At 26.0% G+C, this 18,101-nt stretch carries 11 protein-coding genes; 4 read left to right on the forward strand and 7 right to left on the reverse strand.

The window, feature by feature from the left end; translation table 11 throughout:
- Nucleotide 1 precedes the first annotated feature (1 nt).
- The 4 genes from ACMFBB_RS05795 to ACMFBB_RS05810 all read right to left on the reverse strand — a co-directional run bounded on the left by ACMFBB_RS05795 (nucleotide 2) and on the right by ACMFBB_RS05810 (nucleotide 5,430).
- Nucleotides 2–1,540, reverse strand: a complete 1,539-nt coding sequence (locus ACMFBB_RS05795; protein WP_435263518.1) for a hypothetical protein — start codon at nucleotides 1,538–1,540, stop codon at nucleotides 2–4.
- A 319-nt stretch (nucleotides 1,541–1,859) separates the two neighbouring features.
- Entirely contained in the window at nucleotides 1,860–2,210 is a 351-nt protein-coding gene (locus ACMFBB_RS05800; RefSeq protein ID WP_435263519.1) for a hypothetical protein, read from the reverse strand.
- A 151-nt stretch (nucleotides 2,211–2,361) separates the two neighbouring features.
- The gene (locus ACMFBB_RS05805) at nucleotides 2,362–2,754 is read right to left on the reverse strand and encodes a hypothetical protein (RefSeq protein ID WP_435263520.1); all 393 of its coding nucleotides are present in this window, start codon (nucleotides 2,752–2,754) and stop codon (nucleotides 2,362–2,364) included.
- A 537-nt stretch (nucleotides 2,755–3,291) separates the two neighbouring features.
- The gene (locus ACMFBB_RS05810; protein ID WP_435263521.1) at nucleotides 3,292–5,430 is read right to left on the reverse strand and encodes a tetratricopeptide repeat-containing sensor histidine kinase; all 2,139 of its coding nucleotides are present in this window, start codon (nucleotides 5,428–5,430) and stop codon (nucleotides 3,292–3,294) included.
- A gap of 338 nt (nucleotides 5,431–5,768) precedes the next feature.
- On the opposite strand from ACMFBB_RS05810, the gene ACMFBB_RS05815 reads away from it, so the two are divergent.
- The 3 genes from ACMFBB_RS05815 (at nucleotide 5,769) to ACMFBB_RS05825 (ending at nucleotide 13,078) form a co-directional block, all read left to right on the forward strand.
- Nucleotides 5,769–6,278, forward strand: coding sequence for a TlpA family protein disulfide reductase (locus ACMFBB_RS05815; protein ID WP_435263522.1), 510 nt, complete (start codon nucleotides 5,769–5,771; stop codon nucleotides 6,276–6,278).
- Between the two features lie 720 nt (nucleotides 6,279–6,998).
- Nucleotides 6,999–7,277, forward strand: a complete 279-nt coding sequence (locus tag ACMFBB_RS05820) for a hypothetical protein (RefSeq protein WP_435263523.1) — start codon at nucleotides 6,999–7,001, stop codon at nucleotides 7,275–7,277.
- A 4,403-nt stretch (nucleotides 7,278–11,680) separates the two neighbouring features.
- The gene (locus ACMFBB_RS05825) at nucleotides 11,681–13,078 is read left to right on the forward strand and encodes a TlpA family protein disulfide reductase (protein WP_435263524.1); all 1,398 of its coding nucleotides are present in this window, start codon (nucleotides 11,681–11,683) and stop codon (nucleotides 13,076–13,078) included.
- 73 nt (nucleotides 13,079–13,151) lie between these two features.
- Here ACMFBB_RS05825 and ACMFBB_RS05830 read toward each other — a convergent pair whose 3' ends face one another.
- Together ACMFBB_RS05830 and ACMFBB_RS05835 are read right to left on the reverse strand one after the other, a co-directional pair.
- Nucleotides 13,152–13,952 (reverse strand): TIGR00266 family protein, encoded by an 801-nt coding sequence (locus tag ACMFBB_RS05830; RefSeq protein ID WP_435263525.1) that lies wholly within the window; start codon nucleotides 13,950–13,952, stop codon nucleotides 13,152–13,154.
- Between the two features lie 43 nt (nucleotides 13,953–13,995).
- Nucleotides 13,996–14,451 carry a DUF4442 domain-containing protein gene (locus ACMFBB_RS05835; protein ID WP_435263526.1) on the reverse strand — a complete coding sequence of 152 codons (456 nt, stop codon included), beginning with the start codon at nucleotides 14,449–14,451 and terminating at the stop codon, nucleotides 13,996–13,998.
- Nucleotides 14,452–15,235: 784 nt separating this feature from the next.
- Here ACMFBB_RS05835 and ACMFBB_RS05840 point away from each other — a divergent pair.
- The gene (locus ACMFBB_RS05840) at nucleotides 15,236–16,633 is read left to right on the forward strand and encodes a TlpA family protein disulfide reductase (RefSeq protein WP_435263527.1); all 1,398 of its coding nucleotides are present in this window, start codon (nucleotides 15,236–15,238) and stop codon (nucleotides 16,631–16,633) included.
- A gap of 260 nt (nucleotides 16,634–16,893) precedes the next feature.
- On the opposite strand, the gene ACMFBB_RS05845 is transcribed toward ACMFBB_RS05840, so the two are convergent.
- The gene (locus ACMFBB_RS05845) at nucleotides 16,894–18,084 is read right to left on the reverse strand and encodes a T9SS type A sorting domain-containing protein (protein WP_435263528.1); all 1,191 of its coding nucleotides are present in this window, start codon (nucleotides 18,082–18,084) and stop codon (nucleotides 16,894–16,896) included.
- Between the last annotated feature and the right edge of the window lie 17 nt (nucleotides 18,085–18,101).

An 18,101-nucleotide genomic window follows, 5' to 3' on the forward strand; every position in this document is an offset into this window, starting at 1 on the left:
TTTACTTATATTCTTCAGTGTTATACTTAAGAATAACAACTTTTTTTTCGCATCCTTTTTCTATCTGATTACAGTCTCCCTTTGAATTAATCTCTGAAATTAAATTACATTGTCTTTTTTTTACAAGAATATCGTGATATCCATTAGTAACTGATTTTCTGACAACCAATTCATTTTTTTCAGTTTTTATATTAGAATGACAAACATTTATATTCACAGTAGCTTCTCCTGAATATCTATCCAATACTATATTATCTAGTACTTTATTTAACTTGTTTCCTTCTTTTGTATACAGAGAAAGATAAGTACTACGATAAGGATTGGATTGAGAACTTGTTTTAAAACTAGTAATAATTCCAAAAGTTAATCTACCTTCGGATAGCTCATATTTTTTAGAGTCTATAAGAATATCATCTATAAACTCTACATTAGAAATCCAACCGCTCCCTTTAGAGTTTTCACTAAAGTAATTTTTAATTTTACCTGTTACTGAGTTTACTATTACAATATGACTTGTTAACCTATAATCATCAGCATCAAAAATAGCTCCTTCAACTTCACCCAATATCACTAGAGTTTCATTATTAGAAAGTTGTTTCTGTAATTTGACTTCAACTTTAGTAGCTTTCAGTTGTAATTGTTGAATAACAGCTTTCTCTATATTAATAGAATTTAACTTATACCAAGTAACATCTTCTGGCTTTATATACCCTTCATTAGAGGTATGAATTCCTTTATCTTTATTAGTACTATGCAAATAAAAATTTTTATATTTTTCATTTACTATGCTATCCCATTTAGCATCAGAATAGCTAAACCATGACTTCGCATATTTTAAATTAATTACTTGCTCTCCATCTCCTATGTCAAATTTTTTTGCATATTTATGAGGAAACCTTGTAAAACCCCAAATACAACTTTGTGAAGTATTTTTTTTATAACTTTTCTTTACTCCAACAAAACCTCTTACTGCTCCATCTTCATAGGTCATATCCATATCAAATAAAACATCGCTATCATAAATGTTTTGGGTAAATAGAATTATTTTTAGTTGACCAACATATATTCCTGATTCTCTACCTGAAGTATTTTCAATTAATTTATAAGTTCCTGTTATCGTAACTTTGGCAGACGGCTCTGATTTTTCAGAAATAGAAGCGGTTGCCTTGTTAAAAATAACTTCTCCTGTAAAGTCATTAATATTTCCATTACATTTTGTTTTCCCTTTTAACTTGTAAAGTGAATTCTGTTTTTCACTTTTTCTTACTTCACTAAAAACAAACTCTATTTTATTAAACTCATCACCTAAAAGACCATATAATGGAATAATTTCATTTTTCGAATTGTAGTCTGGGTATCTTCCCCTTAACAAATATGATATGTTTTTTTTGTAAAGAATCTTTTTAGTTACATCTATAAAAGAACCATTATTACTATTATACTCTCTACCATTTCGCATCCAATCTTTACTGTAATCTTCTTGGGCACAGCAAAAATCACTTAGTATAACACACGCTAATATGAAAAATATTTTATTCATTTTTGTATTAATTTTTGCGTTATTTAATAAAACGTTTCTATTAAAAGAGTAAAAACATTTTTATTAAAGTTTTATTTCCAAACTCTCATTTCTAATCTACAATAACCAGTGGCTAACTCTAAAGTATCATCTATTCTTGTTGTATTGTTTCGTTAGTTATATTTCCATTTTTATTTTTTAGAACATTTTCACCAAATCATTTTGAGTTCCTCACAGGCTTTTATATTCCAAAGACACTTCCCTTGTTTGTTGTGCGAAACAATTTCTACTCTTTACAAATTCTAATAATATCCTCTGTAATTCTTCCTTATTTTCCATGTCAAATTATATCAATAATTTTTTCCAGTACATAGTGCATCCCTCCTACAAACATTAGTATCAGGCCAAGAAACAAAAACCGAATAATTGTTGATTTTATATTTTTTTTTAACTTCTTTTTTAAATAAAAAACATCTAGTAAAATAAACAAAAGTGCTATTATAGCTCCAATTATTAGCCCTACATAAATAGCTCCCCAATAAAAAAAAGCATGTAACAAGTACCCCACACCTTTGGCAGGTATTTCATTAACTCCTAAAATAACTTGAATGCAACGCATATAACCAATACCTATTAATAATGCTACCAGTGTCCAAATACAATAAACTGTAATTTGCTTTAAAATTTTCATATATTATTAAATATTGCCTTTAATTTAAAACTTTATCTATCAATTACATTATCCCTTTTTTTTATAGTTATTTTTCTTTCATGCATAGCGCTTTGTGTTATTTTATGGCCTATTTCATTTTACTTAGAATTTTATTTTTTAGACTTACATCCTAATTTTGCATAGTTGCTCTATAAACTACTTTTTCCAACTCTTTAAAAGCTTTTTTCTGAGCAGGTGCTAATAAAACTTCCTTTATTTTTCCTGCAATAATTTCAATAACATCTCTTCTTCTTTTCACACTTTTACCAAAATAAGCATTCATAATTAAATTTGGAACTATATAACTGATTTTCAAAACATTTTCTCTTGGGAAATATAACTTCACAGCGTGCATACCACTTTTTTTAAGTACAAGACACTGTTCCATTTGTCCATTAGTGTTTGTTCTTACTTCCCATTTATCATACTCTATAGAACATTCAAAAGAAGATGTTGTTTTTAAAAAATCATGTAATGTTTCTAAAGAATTATATTCGTTTTTAATTGTAACTATTTTTTCCATTTTTATTATTCCTATTTTTTTATAAATTCTTTTACTTATAATATATCTCAGATTTAAAGTTTTGCAGGTTTTCTTGCTAAAAACCACATACTATTCAGGGTTATGTATCTCTATTTTTTGATGTAACTAAAACATAAAATCATAAACTCCATTTCCTTTTGGAATTTCTAAATTTATTTGATTTTATATACAACTACCTTTCACTAAACTAAGCGCTAATATTTTTAATATTTATTTACAGCTATTTACGGTAATAAGGTTAAGATTTCTTAAAACTAACGTTTAATCAAATATCTTTTTTGAGTTCATTTTTCTGTAACTATACCTCACACAATTTAAAGCCCCCCTCTTTTATTCCTAAGAAATTAATACTAATATTAGTATTCCTAGAATAAAAGTACAGAGAAATAGAAACCTAGGAAATAGTAAATCTATTTCCGAAGTCTTCAAATAAATAAGTGTACTACTTTATATGATATTTGTAAAAGAAAGAAGTTTTATAGTATGCTAAATTATCTCTTATTGATAATATATTAGTTATATAACTTCTTTTATATGGGGAATTGATAAAGTAACTATTGTTCCTTGCGCATTGTACTTTTGTCTATCCTCAATAACAACCGATCCTTTCATTTTAAAATCTTTAGCTAAAATTTTTAATCGTTCAGAAGTGATTATAGTGGATAATGATTTTTTATTTCTCTCTTTTTTTTCATTTTGCACAAGAACACCTATTCCATTATCAATAATGGTACAAATTAACTCTTTACTAAGATAATCAAGATGAACCTTTAAAATTCTATCCTCTTTTTGATTTACAAATGCATGCTCTATAGCATTTTCAACAAATGGCTGAATAAGCATAGGAGGAATTTTAAAAAGTGAACTATCTATAGAATCTGCTACTGTTACGTTATACACGTATGAAGCATTCTCTAAATTTTGAAGTGCTAAATAGTTTTCTATTGCAAGGAGTTCATCAGAAAGCAAAACCATTTTATCTCTTGAGTTTTCTAATGTAATACGAAGTAACTTTGAAAATTTTGACAAGTAAGATACCGATGTTTTTTCCTCCTTATTTAATATCATACCTTGCAATACTGAAAGTGAATTAAATATAAAATGAGGTGTCATTTGTGTACGTAATAACTTTTGTTCTATGGCTATATTTTGGGTTTTAGATTTCTCATTTCTTAATTTTAAAAAGAAAATTACTCCTCCCAAAATTAACGTAGTTACTAAAAAAGCAATAACACCCAATAATAAATTATGTTGAGTTCTTTCTAAATTTTGAGACTTAATATTTACAGTTTTTGTTAATTTTAATTCTCTTTTTTCTGCTAATGCTAACTCATTCTTATATTTATATTCATACTCTAACTGAGTTATCTTCTCTACATTTTTTTTATTAAAAATACTATCATTTAATATCTTAAATTGTTGAGAGCTTAAAAATGCTTTTTCGTAGTACCCTAATTGATTGTTTATTTTTGCGAGTAAATTATATGCATCACGTTGATGTATCAAAAATTTATACTTATTTGCTAACACTAAACCTTTTTCTGCCTTAACTAAAGCTAAATTATATTTTTTTAAATTATAATATGCATTAGCAATTCCTATGCAGGAACTTAACAAATCATACTTCTTTTGGCTAGACTCAGTAATTTTTTTTGCCTCTTCAAAAAACATCAATGCTTTCGAGTTCTCTTTAATTCCGATATATGCATATCCAAGCCCAACAAGACTGATAGCTAATTGCTTGTCATTCTTAATCTTTCTACTAATGTTAACTGACTCTTTAAAGTACGGAATTGCTTTGGTAAATTCTTTTTTATTACTATAAATACTCCCTATATTATTTTTTATAGCAGTTATATTTCTAGTATTATAATTAGCTTGATGAATAGCCAAAGCTTTATTATAAAAACTCAAAGCTTTATCATAAAGCTCTTGTTTTCTATATAAATTCCCTATATTATTAAACGACTGAAAAATACCTATTGAGTCTTTCGATTTTTCAGCTACCTCAAGTGATTTATTATGATACTTTAAAGACAATGGATAATTTCCTTGTTCAATATACACTATAGCCATTGCATTCCAACAACTAAGTATTCCGTGTTCATTATTACTTTTAGTATAAACATTTAAAGCCTTTTTGAAATTAGTCAAAGCATCTTCATACTTTCCTGTATCTGAATAAATATCACCTATATTATAAAGATAGTTTGGTATATTCATTTTCACTCCTAACTTTATATCTATAGCTAATGCTTCCTTATAATATTTTAAAGCAAGCATAGAATTTCCTTGATAGTTATATAATACTCCTAAAGCATTTTTACAACCTGCTATACTCTTTATGTCGTTTATAGAATTATATAGTTTAATTGCTTCTTCATAATTACTAACCGCAACTTTAAAATCGGCTTGCTCCATATAAACAATTCCTTTCATATAAAAGCTACGTGCTTTTCCTTTTACAGACTGTATTTCATCTGCCAATTTACCGGCTTGATCAGCATATGCTAGTGCCTGAGGTGGATTATTTCGATAATTATAATACGCTAAGTGGTTAAGAATTTTTACACGAACAGTATCTTTCTCCAAATGTGTATTCAATTCCTTTTTTAAACTATCAATCTTTTTATTTTGAGATTCAATAATTCCCACAAAAAATAAAAAATAAAACAGACAAAAAATGTATTTATTAATAAGATTCATTAAATGTATATATTTTGTTATCTTAAAAGAATAATAAGTGCTAAATCTACAATTTTTTAGATTAAGATAAAGTTTATATCACTCTAAAAACCATTGTAATAATCTAATCAGTTTTCTTATTAGAATGAATAAAATTCAGGAAAATACTATATCCTTATAATTTTTAAACTACATCTACCTGATATTTATTAACCATTTACTTCATAGTTACAAAACATAAGGTTAACATGTAATGTTTATGTAACTTTATTTTAAATGAGTGGTCTTAAGTAAAAAACAAGACATATATGAAGTTTATAAAAAAAATTATCCTAACAGTTTTAGTAAGTTTTCTTTACTCAATAAGCTTAACTGCTCAAAAAAATAATCAGAATGACTTAATTGGAACATACGCATCTGATTTTACAGTTACTGACATTAATGGAAACGAGTATTCATTAAACAATTTGAAAGGAAAAATCATTGTTATGAACTTTTGGTTTATAGAATGTAAACCTTGTATCAGAGAGATGCCTCAACTAAATAATTTAGTGAAAAAATATAAAAATAAAGAGGTTGTCTTTTTAGGATTTTCTGGCAACGGTAAATTACAAATTGATTCTTTTCTAAAAACACAAGACTTTTTTTATAGCATAGTTCCAAATAGTCGAAAGATTGCTTCAAAATATAAAGTATCAGGGTATCCAACCAATATTATTATAGACAAAAATCTAAAAATTGCATACGCATCTAGTGGTTTAAAACCAACAACAATAAATAATATTGAAAAAACTATTGAACATCTAATAAAAAAATAATTATATCTGATACCGTATACAAAAACCAAATAAGAGCTAATAAATAAGTTAGCTCTTTTCCTTTAGCATTGTTCCTCAATAGAAAGCAAAAAAAATTAACCTCGTAGTTTTAATTTTCTAAAAAATTAGCTAACATTTAAGAAAATCCATTTAACACTAAATAACATTAATTAACTGAATAGTATAAAATTAAAAAATAAATTTGAGGGAAGTAATACAGAAATTAAAATATGAGAATTAAGTTTCAAAACATACCAATCGAGCTTATAATAAGTCTTTTATTTTCTTGCAATCATAAACATTACATCTATCAAAAAAAAAATTCCACAAATAAAGAATTAGCATATTAATGACAAAAAAAACAACTTAGAATATAAAATATATTTTGATAAAATAAATGAAAACTCAGTGATTGAAGCCATTAATCATTTAAATATAATTTATCGAGAAATCCTGAAATTTTACATTACAAATAATGAAAAGGTAAATTGGGCCGATATTGGATTAGTTAATGACACTACCTACCTAGCTACTACTCTAGGTAAAACGAGACGGATAGTACAGAATTCGAAAAAAAAATTATCAAAAGACTCAGAAAAATAACTGTATCGTTTTATTAGTTATGAACAGATTCATACGTGGCAACATCAATTTGCAACCTGTGATAAATTACCTAAGTGGTTTTCAGAAGGGCATGCTGAATGCTCTGAGTCTAAAATTTTGGAAAACTTAGTTCCCATAACGTACGACAAACAATCAAAATTGCTTAAAAAGGAATACGATAAAGTAATTAAAAGGGATGCAAAAATCAACCTGCAGTCATGGGGCGGGATAGCTGTAAATAAAGAAACTGTTAGAAAACAATTAACTCCTGAACGACAAAAGTATCTTGATAAAAATGGAAACACACCTCCTGGAACTACAATTAAATTTACTTCAGAGGATATGATTAAAGATAATAAAAATGAAGCTGCAAGATATTATAGTTCTTATTTGTGATTCAAAAAATTAGAAGAAAAAATGGGAATCGATAAACTTAAAAATGGATTTATAAAACCGTACAAGTCTTTCCTTGCAACAGTGTGGAATTGGTAAAGAACCTAAAAATATAATACAGATATATCTATTGAGCTTAATTAATTTTCTGAAGGAATGTAACAACAACTATTACTGATAATGCATAAATTTATAAGGTTAAATTACCAAATTAGTACTCCACAAAATTAACACTAAATAACATTTTATATTTTTTTTAAAAATTTATGTGACTTATTATTATAATTTGAGTCTTAATCATAAATGAAGTTTTATTCGTTTTTAGTAATTATCTAAAAGTAGAAAAGAATAAGAAGTTCCGTGGGGGGGCTTCTTTTCTGTTTATAAACGTTTATAAATTATTTTATTGTGTTAAAGAAATAAGTTATTTTTTATATTAAAACACTTTTTTTAGATTTATTAATAATTTAAATACTTGCGTTTTCAATAAATCTCAATAGCCCTAAGTAAGTATTTATTAAATAATTTCGCAGGGTATACTTTAGTTATCATTTACGTATAATCTTTTATTACTTCTGAGAACAAGCAATTTTATGAATGAATAAAATCACATTTCTTACAACACCTTATTACTCCTTTAAATAACAAAACTTAATAGTTTACCCTATCATTATTAAGGCTTTAAACTACCTAATACTAGTAATTTTACTATAATGATTTTAAGTATTTCTACCTATTTGTGTTAATTATTTTTTTTACAATATTTGTTATGAAAGAAACTTTTATATTTTTTAACTGTGCATTAACAAAACTCCTTAATAAACTTGAAGGCCCCCACATCATAAAAGTTAATGCACAGTTTTTTTACACCATATATATTAATTGTTCCAAGATATTCTATTTAATGAATATAAAAATATTTTGAATCTACACTAATTTTCTAAAAATCTAGAATTGTAAAAACTATCTTGATTACAAATATTTTTAAATTATTTTATTTTTAAAGAGTATATTTTTTTTAAAAAAGACTCTATAAATAAAATATTTTATTCGTTTTTAATAAAATTTAAGTAAGTAGAAAAGAATAAGAAGTTCCGTGGGGGGGCTTCTTTTCTGTTTATTATCAGATTGACTAATTAAAAAAGTTTAGCGTATTTTTAATATATACTTATTAATTCCTTACAAATAAAAACTAGTATTACCGTATCTCTACTTATATTAGAATTTTAATTTTAAACTTTATGAATTTCTTTGAACTTACTTCAGATTATTTTCTAAAGCTTCTTATCCATATATTAATATAATAATTTGAATGTTAATAGTTAGGTTTTCTTATTTTCTATTTATACGCTCATAATTAATTTAACTACGTTTACAGCTAATTTAATGTCGTTAAGATCATTTTTTTTTGTTTTTTAAAAGTATTTATTTATAATTGTAATCAATTTTAATCCTTGCGTTCTCATGTAACTTCAATAACCCCCCACGGTATTTTTTTTATTGATTACGCAGGGTACCCTTAGATTACATTACACATCTAAATAAACAATTTATAGGGAAACCTTATACATTAAGTATATTTACCATTCTGTTTCTATTTCAATTTTTCTCATCATCAAAACATATAAAATTGTAGTATTATAGTTTAAATTGTAGTATCGAAGAAAATATTCTACTGAACATTTTTTACTTTTCTGTATTATAATTTAGTAACCCAATACAGAAATCAACTTCAATTATTCAATTTTTACTACTTAATTGTACAAAACATTTAAATTTTTCTAAAATCTAATACTACTTCCATACTACAACTCACTTAACTTAGAATTTATATCATACATTTAAACAAAACATTCAGAACCCGTGGGGACGGGCTTGAGGTTAGATTGGTCTATTTTTATTTAATTAAGAATAGATCAACTTTTTTTGCTAAATAGAAATAAAGTATAAGATTTTTCAATATTGACCTTGTCTTTTGTCTTCCTTAAATATTAAAATTGTACTTTCTATTATTCGTTTTCTAAAATTTCACCTAACTTATATGTACTATTTTAAATCATTTATTTACTCTATTACTTTCTAATTTTAAAAAATTGAACTTTTAAATTATCTTTTAAAAAATTACATCTAACCTCGCAACGGTCAAAAAAGAAGATTACGAATAATATAAAAAAAGATAAATTTGTTACACTTTCATATTATACTTAGGATATAGAATAAATATTTGACTACACTTTTAAATGCATTCTAAAATCTTTGTAACTAAGAAAAGTAAGACTCAATTAGATTTATTTATCTCTAAATTGAACTTTTAATAGGATTTAAAAATTATTTTTATATCTTTAAAAAATAATTTTTAAGACCCGTGGGGACGGGCTTAAGGTATAGGGTGGTTTATTTCATAAATAATAGATCACCCGCTTTTAATATTTCACTTACCACTATACATTTTATCTAAGTTAAAATTATACAATAATCCAAAATACACAGCGATTACTTAATGGTATTCACTTAGTAAACTACAGGATTGTACCTATATAAACTTAAAGGATTTTACCTATTTGTTTTGTTTATTTTTTTCAAGAAATTAGTACTACAAAGAATTATTATTTTTCTTCCTGCGTATTAACTATACCTGAGTTATTAAAACCCGTCCCCAAACAAAAAAGTTAATGCGCAGTTTCTTTATATCCCTTTTCACCTTTATTTAACACTAAATTAATCACCTTAAAACTATTATCTTTCTAAATTAATTAGGCATGATTCGATAAAAAAATGAATCATCTAACTAATTATTTTCTATTTACTAATGCTATAACAATACTAATTTGGGAAGCTGTCATGAAAATAATTTCAGTTGATATATAGCATTAATAATTAAAATAGTTTTTCTGTAACTTTTGTTGGAAATACCAATATCTCAACTTTTTTTGATATTTCTTATCATTTTATCCTCTCACCACAACAACTATTTAAACTACCGAAAATTAAATGAAAAAGTAAAATGTTATTCTCTCATAGAAAAATTAAAAAAAAGACAACTATGATAAGATCATAGAATTAATAGAAGCTTTATTAAAAAATTGAACTATTTTTATAATTCATTTTAAACATTTCTAAACCACTATTAATCTTAATCGATTCATCATTGGTCTTGTCATACACTTTTAATAAATAAATTCGATTACTTCTTTAAAACTAAAAAGTATCTTAAATTATTTAACACCTTACTTCATAGTTTTATAAACAAACCAAGAAAAAAACATTTGACTACAAAAAATTTAAGAACTAAAAAACCCTATACATTTTACTGTTTTACATTGACTTAAGTTAAAATCTAATGGTTTTTGAGTAGTTAAATAAGTAAAAACCACTACATTGAATTCAAGGATTCCCCTTATTGCTCAATCTATTCTTTTAACATAAATTGCGATAAGTTTGAAATGAAAATTTCAAGTAGCTTAATATTTCAAGGGGAAAATTCCTACTCGCATTCGGGTAGGAATTTTTATTTTATTAAACTTTCCTTTTAAGAACACTAAAGAAGACCTTCATAAAACTTAAAGAAATTATAGGCAAGTTTCTTATATCCTTATAATTGCAAACTTAATAGATATCAAAACAATAAAGCACTTAAACAGCTATTTATCAACACATAAAATAAAAACAAAATAATACCAATAAAATATCTTTTTTGGGATATTATATTATTTTTTGTAACTTAGTGAGGTTACTTAATTTTTTTCCCCTTGTACATTAAGTTAACTTTTCACCCTCTATTTAAAAGTAGAGGGTTTTTAATCTTTTTTTATACCTAAACATACACGTTTCAAAACATTAAAAAACAATTACTCTTATTTATCCTAGTATTACAACATATACGTTAACAAAAACACATAAAAACTAAGATAATCATAAATAATAATGTTATTATTAAAATAATTAACAATTACGGCATAGTTATTGATTTAACATTGTCTTAACAATTATTCATTAACTATGAAGAACTATTTACTATTTACTATCACAGACTTGAGGGGATGATTGTTATTGAAAAAGAAAGTAAAAAACCGAAGTTTCAACTTCGGTTTTTTTTACAAAAAATTATTTTCAAAACATAAAATTCATAATCTACTAACAGTCATTTATGATTAAACTTAGATGGATATGATGTAATAAAACCAAAAAAAATCAAATAATAAACTACACATAACTACAAAGTATAATCTAAATAATACTTACAACTAAATAAAACCACGAAAAAAAGTTAAAACATCAAACTAAAAACAGAAAAAAACTATATAATTTTAAACAAAAATGAAATAACCTGTTTATTTCTTTGAAAAAAAAACTAAATAAAGTACTTTCGATACTTGAAATATTATATTACACCTAAATACAGAAGAATGAAAAAACTAGTACTTTTAGCCCTCATAGGAGGTATTATGCTTTCATGTAAGAAAGAAGAACCTGTAAAAGATTATTTAGTTATTTCCGGGTCAATTGACAACTTTAAAAAAAGAGATGTTAAACTACAGGGATTTGGATTTGAAAAAAAAATAAAGTTTGACAAGAAAAATAAAACTTTTACCGATACGATAAAAATTGAGAAAGATGGTTATTATAAACTGATAGTCAACAAGAAGCCTATAAATTTATACCTAACTAAAACTGAAGACACTAAACTTATTTTTGATTATAAAAAATTAGATGCCATCAATTTTGAAGGAACTAACGCTGCCATTAATCAGTATTTTATTAAGAAAAATAAAATTTTTATAAGTGACATTGGTAATCTTAGAAAATTACTTGCTCTTGACGAAGAAGCTTTTTTAGAAAAAGTTGATACTTATAAAAATTCTTTAACAGATTTAGCAATGGCTAGTCAATTACCTGAATCTTTTTTAAAAAAAGAAATAAAGAACATTGAGTATGAGTATTTGAGAGATTTATACAAATACCCAAAATATCATCCTCTTTTAATTGGTGATGATGAATTTGTCGTTTCTGAAAACTTCCCTTTAGTTTCTGATAAAATTAGTTATGATAATGGTGAAGACTATATTAACTCTGCCTATTACAGAGAAATTTTAGAAGGAGAAATCAAGAGAAAAACAAACACTAGACTAACTGAAAATGGAGATTTCTTTTTAACATATATAGAGACTATACACAGTGAAGTAAGTGATTCAATAACAAAAAATGATCTTTTATTTAACGAAAAATATGACTCAAATGCTCAAGTCGGAATTACATACACGGACGACCCTGAGACTTTTTACAATAAATTTTTAAAATACTCTACAAACCAAAGTCATAAAGATAGAATTACTGAAATATATAATTCATTAAAAATTACTGCAAAAGGTAAACCTTCTCCTAAATTTCAAAACTATGAAAATTATGATGGAAGTACAACCTCTTTGGATGACTTATTAGGTAAAGGAAAGTATGTTTATATTGATGTTTGGGCTACTTGGTGTGGTTTTTGTAAACGAGAAACCCCTTTACTTAAAAGACTTGAACTGCAATACCATGATAAAAATATTGAATTTGTAAGTATTAGTGTTGACAACATTAATGCTAAAGAAAAATGGAAACAAACTATTGATCAAAAAGAAATGGGAGGAGTTCAATTATTTGCTGACAAATCTTTTGGTTCTGAATTTATAAAAAAGTACGCTATAAAAGGGTTACCAAGATTTATAATGATTGATCCTGATGGAAATATTGTAAGTAGAAATGCCCCAAGACCCTCAAATGGTGAGAAACTTTTAAATATGTTTGAAGAATTAGGGATATAAAATTTCACATTCTTTGTTATAAAAAAATCCGCTTAAAAGCGGATTTTTTTATAAAGTTTACTTAATGAGTACCTTAAAACCTATTATCTCCATCTAAAAGATCGCCAATTCCACCTAAAACACTACCTTCTCCTCTATCTCCGCTACCAGTTTGGGGCGCCATAGATAAAATTCTTCCAGCTAGTCTACTAAAAGGCAATGATTGAACATATACAGTACCAGGTCCTTTTAAACTTGCAAAAAACAACCCTTCTCCTCCAAAAATAGTATTCTTTATACCTCCAACAAACTCAATGTCATACGCTACTTCTTGCGTAAAACCCACAATACAACCGGTATCTATCTTAAGTATTTCTCCAGGTCGGAGTACCTTTTTAGCCATAGTTCCTCCCGCATGAATAAATCCCATTCCATCTCCTTCCATTTTTTGCATTATAAACCCCTCTCCACCAAATAAGCCTCTACCTAACTTCTTAGAAAACTCAATACCGATGGAAACTCCTTTTGCCGCACATAAAAATGCATTTTTCTGGCAAATAAATTTACCTCCAAATTCAGTTAAATCAACAGGTATAATTTTACCAGGATAAGGAGAAGCAAATGATACTTGTTTTTTTCCATAACCAACATTGGTAAAAACTGTCATAAACAAACTTTCTCCTGTAAGAATTCTTTTCCCAGCAGAAAATATTTTTCCTAACAATCCTTTTTCCTGATTGGATCCATCCCCAAAAATAGTATTCATTTTTACATCACTATCCATCATCATAAAACTTCCACTTTCAGCCACAACACCTTCTTGTGGGTCTAATTCAATTTCTACATATTGCATTTCTTCTCCAAAAATACGATAATCAATTTCGTGTGCATTCATAATAATTAGCTTTTAATAATTAGACTATTATTTTAAAACTTTGTTACATTTTTGCTTTTAAACTCCATTCATATTCGAATTTTGAAACTGAAATTCCTTCTTCATTTATTCCTTCTGATGTAACGATAACTGTTTGTCCAACACCTGTTTCAATTGCTTTTTTTATTGCTTCCTTAATTAGTATTCCATCATTGCATTCAAATCTAACTTTACCAGTAGCTTTCTTTGTAAAAACCGCATTCATATTGGTTACCAGCATCGATATTTTTTTATTCGAATCATATATAGCTTTCATAACCAATATTCCTGTTGATAATTCCGAAGCCATTCCCTGAACAGCCCAAAACACAGATTTAAATGGGTTTTGATTTATCCATTTGTACTTAACTATTACAGTTGCATCAGTTTCAGAAATGGCTTTAACTCGAACCCCTGTTAAAAAAGCCGATGGTAATTTAAAAAATAAAAAAGTATTTATTTTTCTTGGTGTATACTTCATTTAAATGGTATTAGTATGCAATAAATTATAATTAATTATCTCAAATATATGGAAAAGCCTCGTTTGAATTAGTATATAAACAGTATTTAGTTTTAAAAATTAACTAATGACAATTCTATGTTTTTGATATGTATACTCAATATCACATCCGGTATTTCTTTGTATTCAAAAAACACTCAAAGATATATACATAACCAAATTAATAGTAACGATTAAGAATAAAAGCCAATTTTGTTAAAAATTTACTACACAAACAAAAAGTTAAGTAGATAAACAACCTCATCATATTTTTAAATCTTATGAGTTATAAGTAAATTTTAAACCATTTTAAAAAAGTATAAAATGGCTGGTTAGAAAATGAAAACAACCTCTCTTATATAGATATATATTGCCCTATGAAAAATCTTATACATGCAAGAAAATAAATTCTCTTTTAATTATTAACCAACACGAATTAATTGACTACTTTCAATACTATCGGTTTTAATTAACTCACTATTTTTTTGCATCAACAAAAAATAGGGCATTGAATTCAAATGTAGTCAGCAAGTTATAATTTATCGTATATTTGTCAGTGAACTTAATTTTCTTAATAAGTTTACCCCCACTTCAACTAAACATCTAACAAGTTAATATCCGCTTAAGATTGGTTGCTAATTTTATTTTAATTAAAAAATAAACATATCAATAAATTAAAACATTAAAATTGAAGAAAATTAACTTATTATTTTTTCTAGTACCTTACAATACTTTTAAATATTATATTACACTTAAAAACAGAAGAATGAAAAAACTAGTACTTTTAGCCTTTCTAGGATGCATTATAGTTTCATGTGAGAAAAAAAAACCAATAAAAGATTATTTAGTTATTTCTGGGTCAATTGACAACTTTAAAAAAAGGGATGTTAAACTACAGGGATTTGGATTTGAAAAAAAAATAAAGTTTGATAAGAAGAATAAAACTTTTATTGACACTATAAAAATTGATAAGGATGGTTATTATAAACTTATAGTTAATAAAAATCCTATAAATTTATACCTAACTAAAAATGAGGACACTAAACTTACTTTTGATTATAAGAAATTAGGTGTTATTAAATTTGATGGTGATAATGCAGTAATCAATGAATACTTTATTAAGAAAAGTAAAATATATAAAGAACAAATAGGTCATATTAAAAAAATACTTATTCTTGATCAAGAAGCTTTTTTAAACAAAATTGACGTTTATAAGAATGCTATAACTGATTTAGCTGTAGGTAGTCAGTTACCTGAGGCTTTCTTAAAAAAAGAAATCAAAAATATTGAGTATGAATATTTGATGTTTTTATACAAATATCCAGAATTCCACCCATATCTAACTGGTAATGATGAGTTTGTTTTATCTGAAAACTTTCCTTCTGTTTCTGATAAAATTAGTTACAATAATAGTGAAGACTACATTAACTCTGCCTATTACAGAGAAATTTTAGAAGGAGAAATCAAGAGAAAAACAAACGCTAGATTAAAAGAAACCGGAGATTTCTTTTTGACATATATAGAAACAATCCACAACGAGGTAAGTGATTCAATAACAAAAAATGATCTTTTATTTTCTGATAAATATGATTCAAATGCTAAAATCGGGATATCAACTACTGATGACCCTGAAAATTTTTACTATAAATTCTTAAAGTATTCTACAAACCAAAGTCACAAAGACAGAATCACTGAAATGTATAATTCATTAAAAATTACTGCCAAAGGAAAACCTTCTCCTAAATTTGAAAACTATGAAAATTATGATGGAAGTACAACTTCTTTAGATGACTTATTAGGTAAAGGAAAATACATTTATATTGATGTTTGGGCTACTTGGTGCGGATACTGTAAGCGTGAAACTCCTTTATTAAAGAGACTAGAACTTCAATATCACGATAAAAATATTGAATTTGTAAGTATAAGTGTTGACAACATTAATGCGAAAGAGAAATGGAAACAAACTATTGATCAAAAAGAAATGGGTGGAATTCAATTATTCGCAGACAAGTCTTTAGGTTCTGATTTCACAAAAAAATACGCTATTAAAGTATTACCCAGATTTATAATGATTGACCCTGAAGGGAATATTGTAAGTAGAAATGCTCCAAGACCGTCAAATGACGAAAAACTTTTAAATATGTTTGAAGAATTAGGGATATGAAAAATTAAAATAAACTAATTATAAAAATCTAAAAGCCTGAATTACCTTAGGTATTCAGACTTTTTTTATTGTTATTCTATATGTTTAACAAAATTTCACTTTATATTTAAACCTCTAATAGGTTAAAAGTAAAACTTAAAACAATTATAAAAATCATAAGAGGCTGAATGAAAACTCAAAACAACCTCTTTTAATTTAAGTAAATTGTAGCCTAAGTCCTTAATCAAAAGACTCTCAGGAAATGTACTTTCTTTTAATTATTAATCAATACGAATTAATTGACAACTTTCAATAGTACCAATCTTAACTAACTTACTAATTTTTTTAGTATCAACATAAAGTAAAACAATGTATACTCCTGGAGTTAGTGAGTTATAATTTATTGTATCTCTATTAGTCAACTTAGTTTTCTTAACAAGTTTAACTCCATTTAAACTAAATATCTCTATATCTAACGAGCTAATACCATCTTCAGACTGATAGCTAATTTCATTTGTAGACATAATTAAATCGACGTTTAAAGGAAAAACATCAGTCTTTTTTTTACTAACTATTTTTCTTTCAACATTATAACTTACAAACCTTGAATGTTCATCAACTAAAAAAAAACGACGACTTTTGGCTCTTAATGCATCCTCTAAATCATTAGTATATATTTTATCAAGAAGTCTATTAGATGTAGCATTTAAAGTTTGTAAACTAAACCCTGATCCACCTAAATAATATATCATCAAAAATCTAAGCTCATTATTTTCACAGTTTAAAACCTTAAGTTTACTATTAGATCTAATATCTAATGAAGATATCCTATTATTACTACAATTCAAACGGGTTAAAATATTATTCGTGCTAGTATCAAGGGAAGATATCCTATTATTATCACAAATTATTTCAATTAAATTTATATTACTAGAAGTATTCAAACCTACTAAATTATTATTTGAAACATGAATAGCATCTAACTCAGGAACTTGTGAGATATCTAAGAAAGTTAAAAGATTACTACTAGCCTTTAAATACTTTAATTTACCAGAAGTTGGTAGCCTTAATAACTGAAGCTGATTTCCATGACAAGAAAGGTGCTTTAACTTATCGTTGTACCTTACTTCAAGATATACAAGAGCATTATTATCGGCAATTAATGATTCTAATTTTTGATTCCTAGAAAAATCTATAACTCGAACATTATTTCCAGAAAAATCTATATGTTTTAAATTTGAAAATTCCTCGATACCTTCAAGTGATCTAATATTGAGATATGGAATATCCAAATTAACAAAATTGTTTGCCTCGCTACTATCAATTTCATTGTCACCATTTCGATTTACCGAAGATTGTAACAAATGCTGTTTAAAATTTGCATCGGGAATGTTAATTATATGTACGTTTTGAGCGTAGCTTTTCATTATAATGGTAGCCACCATTACAACATATATTTTTATTGTATTCATTTTTAAATATGTATTAA

The sequence above is a fragment of the Tenacibaculum sp. nBUS_03 genome (assembly GCF_051201695.1).
Lineage (GTDB): Bacteria > Bacteroidota > Bacteroidia > Flavobacteriales > Flavobacteriaceae > Polaribacter.

What these genes read in the sequence shown, in the direction of transcription:
- ACMFBB_RS05825 (WP_435263524.1), top strand. Translation starts at nt 11,681, where the DNA reads ATGAAAAAACTAGTACTTTTAGCCCTCATAGGAGGTATTATGCTTTCA.
- ACMFBB_RS05835 (WP_435263526.1), bottom strand. Translation starts at nt 14,451, where the DNA reads ATGAAGTATACACCAAGAAAAATAAATACTTTTTTATTTTTTAAATTA.
- ACMFBB_RS05805 (WP_435263520.1), bottom strand. Translation starts at nt 2,754, where the DNA reads ATGGAAAAAATAGTTACAATTAAAAACGAATATAATTCTTTAGAAACA.
- ACMFBB_RS05815 (WP_435263522.1), top strand. Translation starts at nt 5,769, where the DNA reads ATGAAGTTTATAAAAAAAATTATCCTAACAGTTTTAGTAAGTTTTCTT.
- ACMFBB_RS05830 (WP_435263525.1), bottom strand. Translation starts at nt 13,952, where the DNA reads ATGAATGCACACGAAATTGATTATCGTATTTTTGGAGAAGAAATGCAA.
- ACMFBB_RS05800 (WP_435263519.1), bottom strand. Translation starts at nt 2,210, where the DNA reads ATGAAAATTTTAAAGCAAATTACAGTTTATTGTATTTGGACACTGGTA.
- ACMFBB_RS05795 (WP_435263518.1), bottom strand. Translation starts at nt 1,540, where the DNA reads ATGAATAAAATATTTTTCATATTAGCGTGTGTTATACTAAGTGATTTT.
- ACMFBB_RS05845 (WP_435263528.1), bottom strand. Translation starts at nt 18,084, where the DNA reads ATGAATACAATAAAAATATATGTTGTAATGGTGGCTACCATTATAATG.
- ACMFBB_RS05840 (WP_435263527.1), top strand. Translation starts at nt 15,236, where the DNA reads ATGAAAAAACTAGTACTTTTAGCCTTTCTAGGATGCATTATAGTTTCA.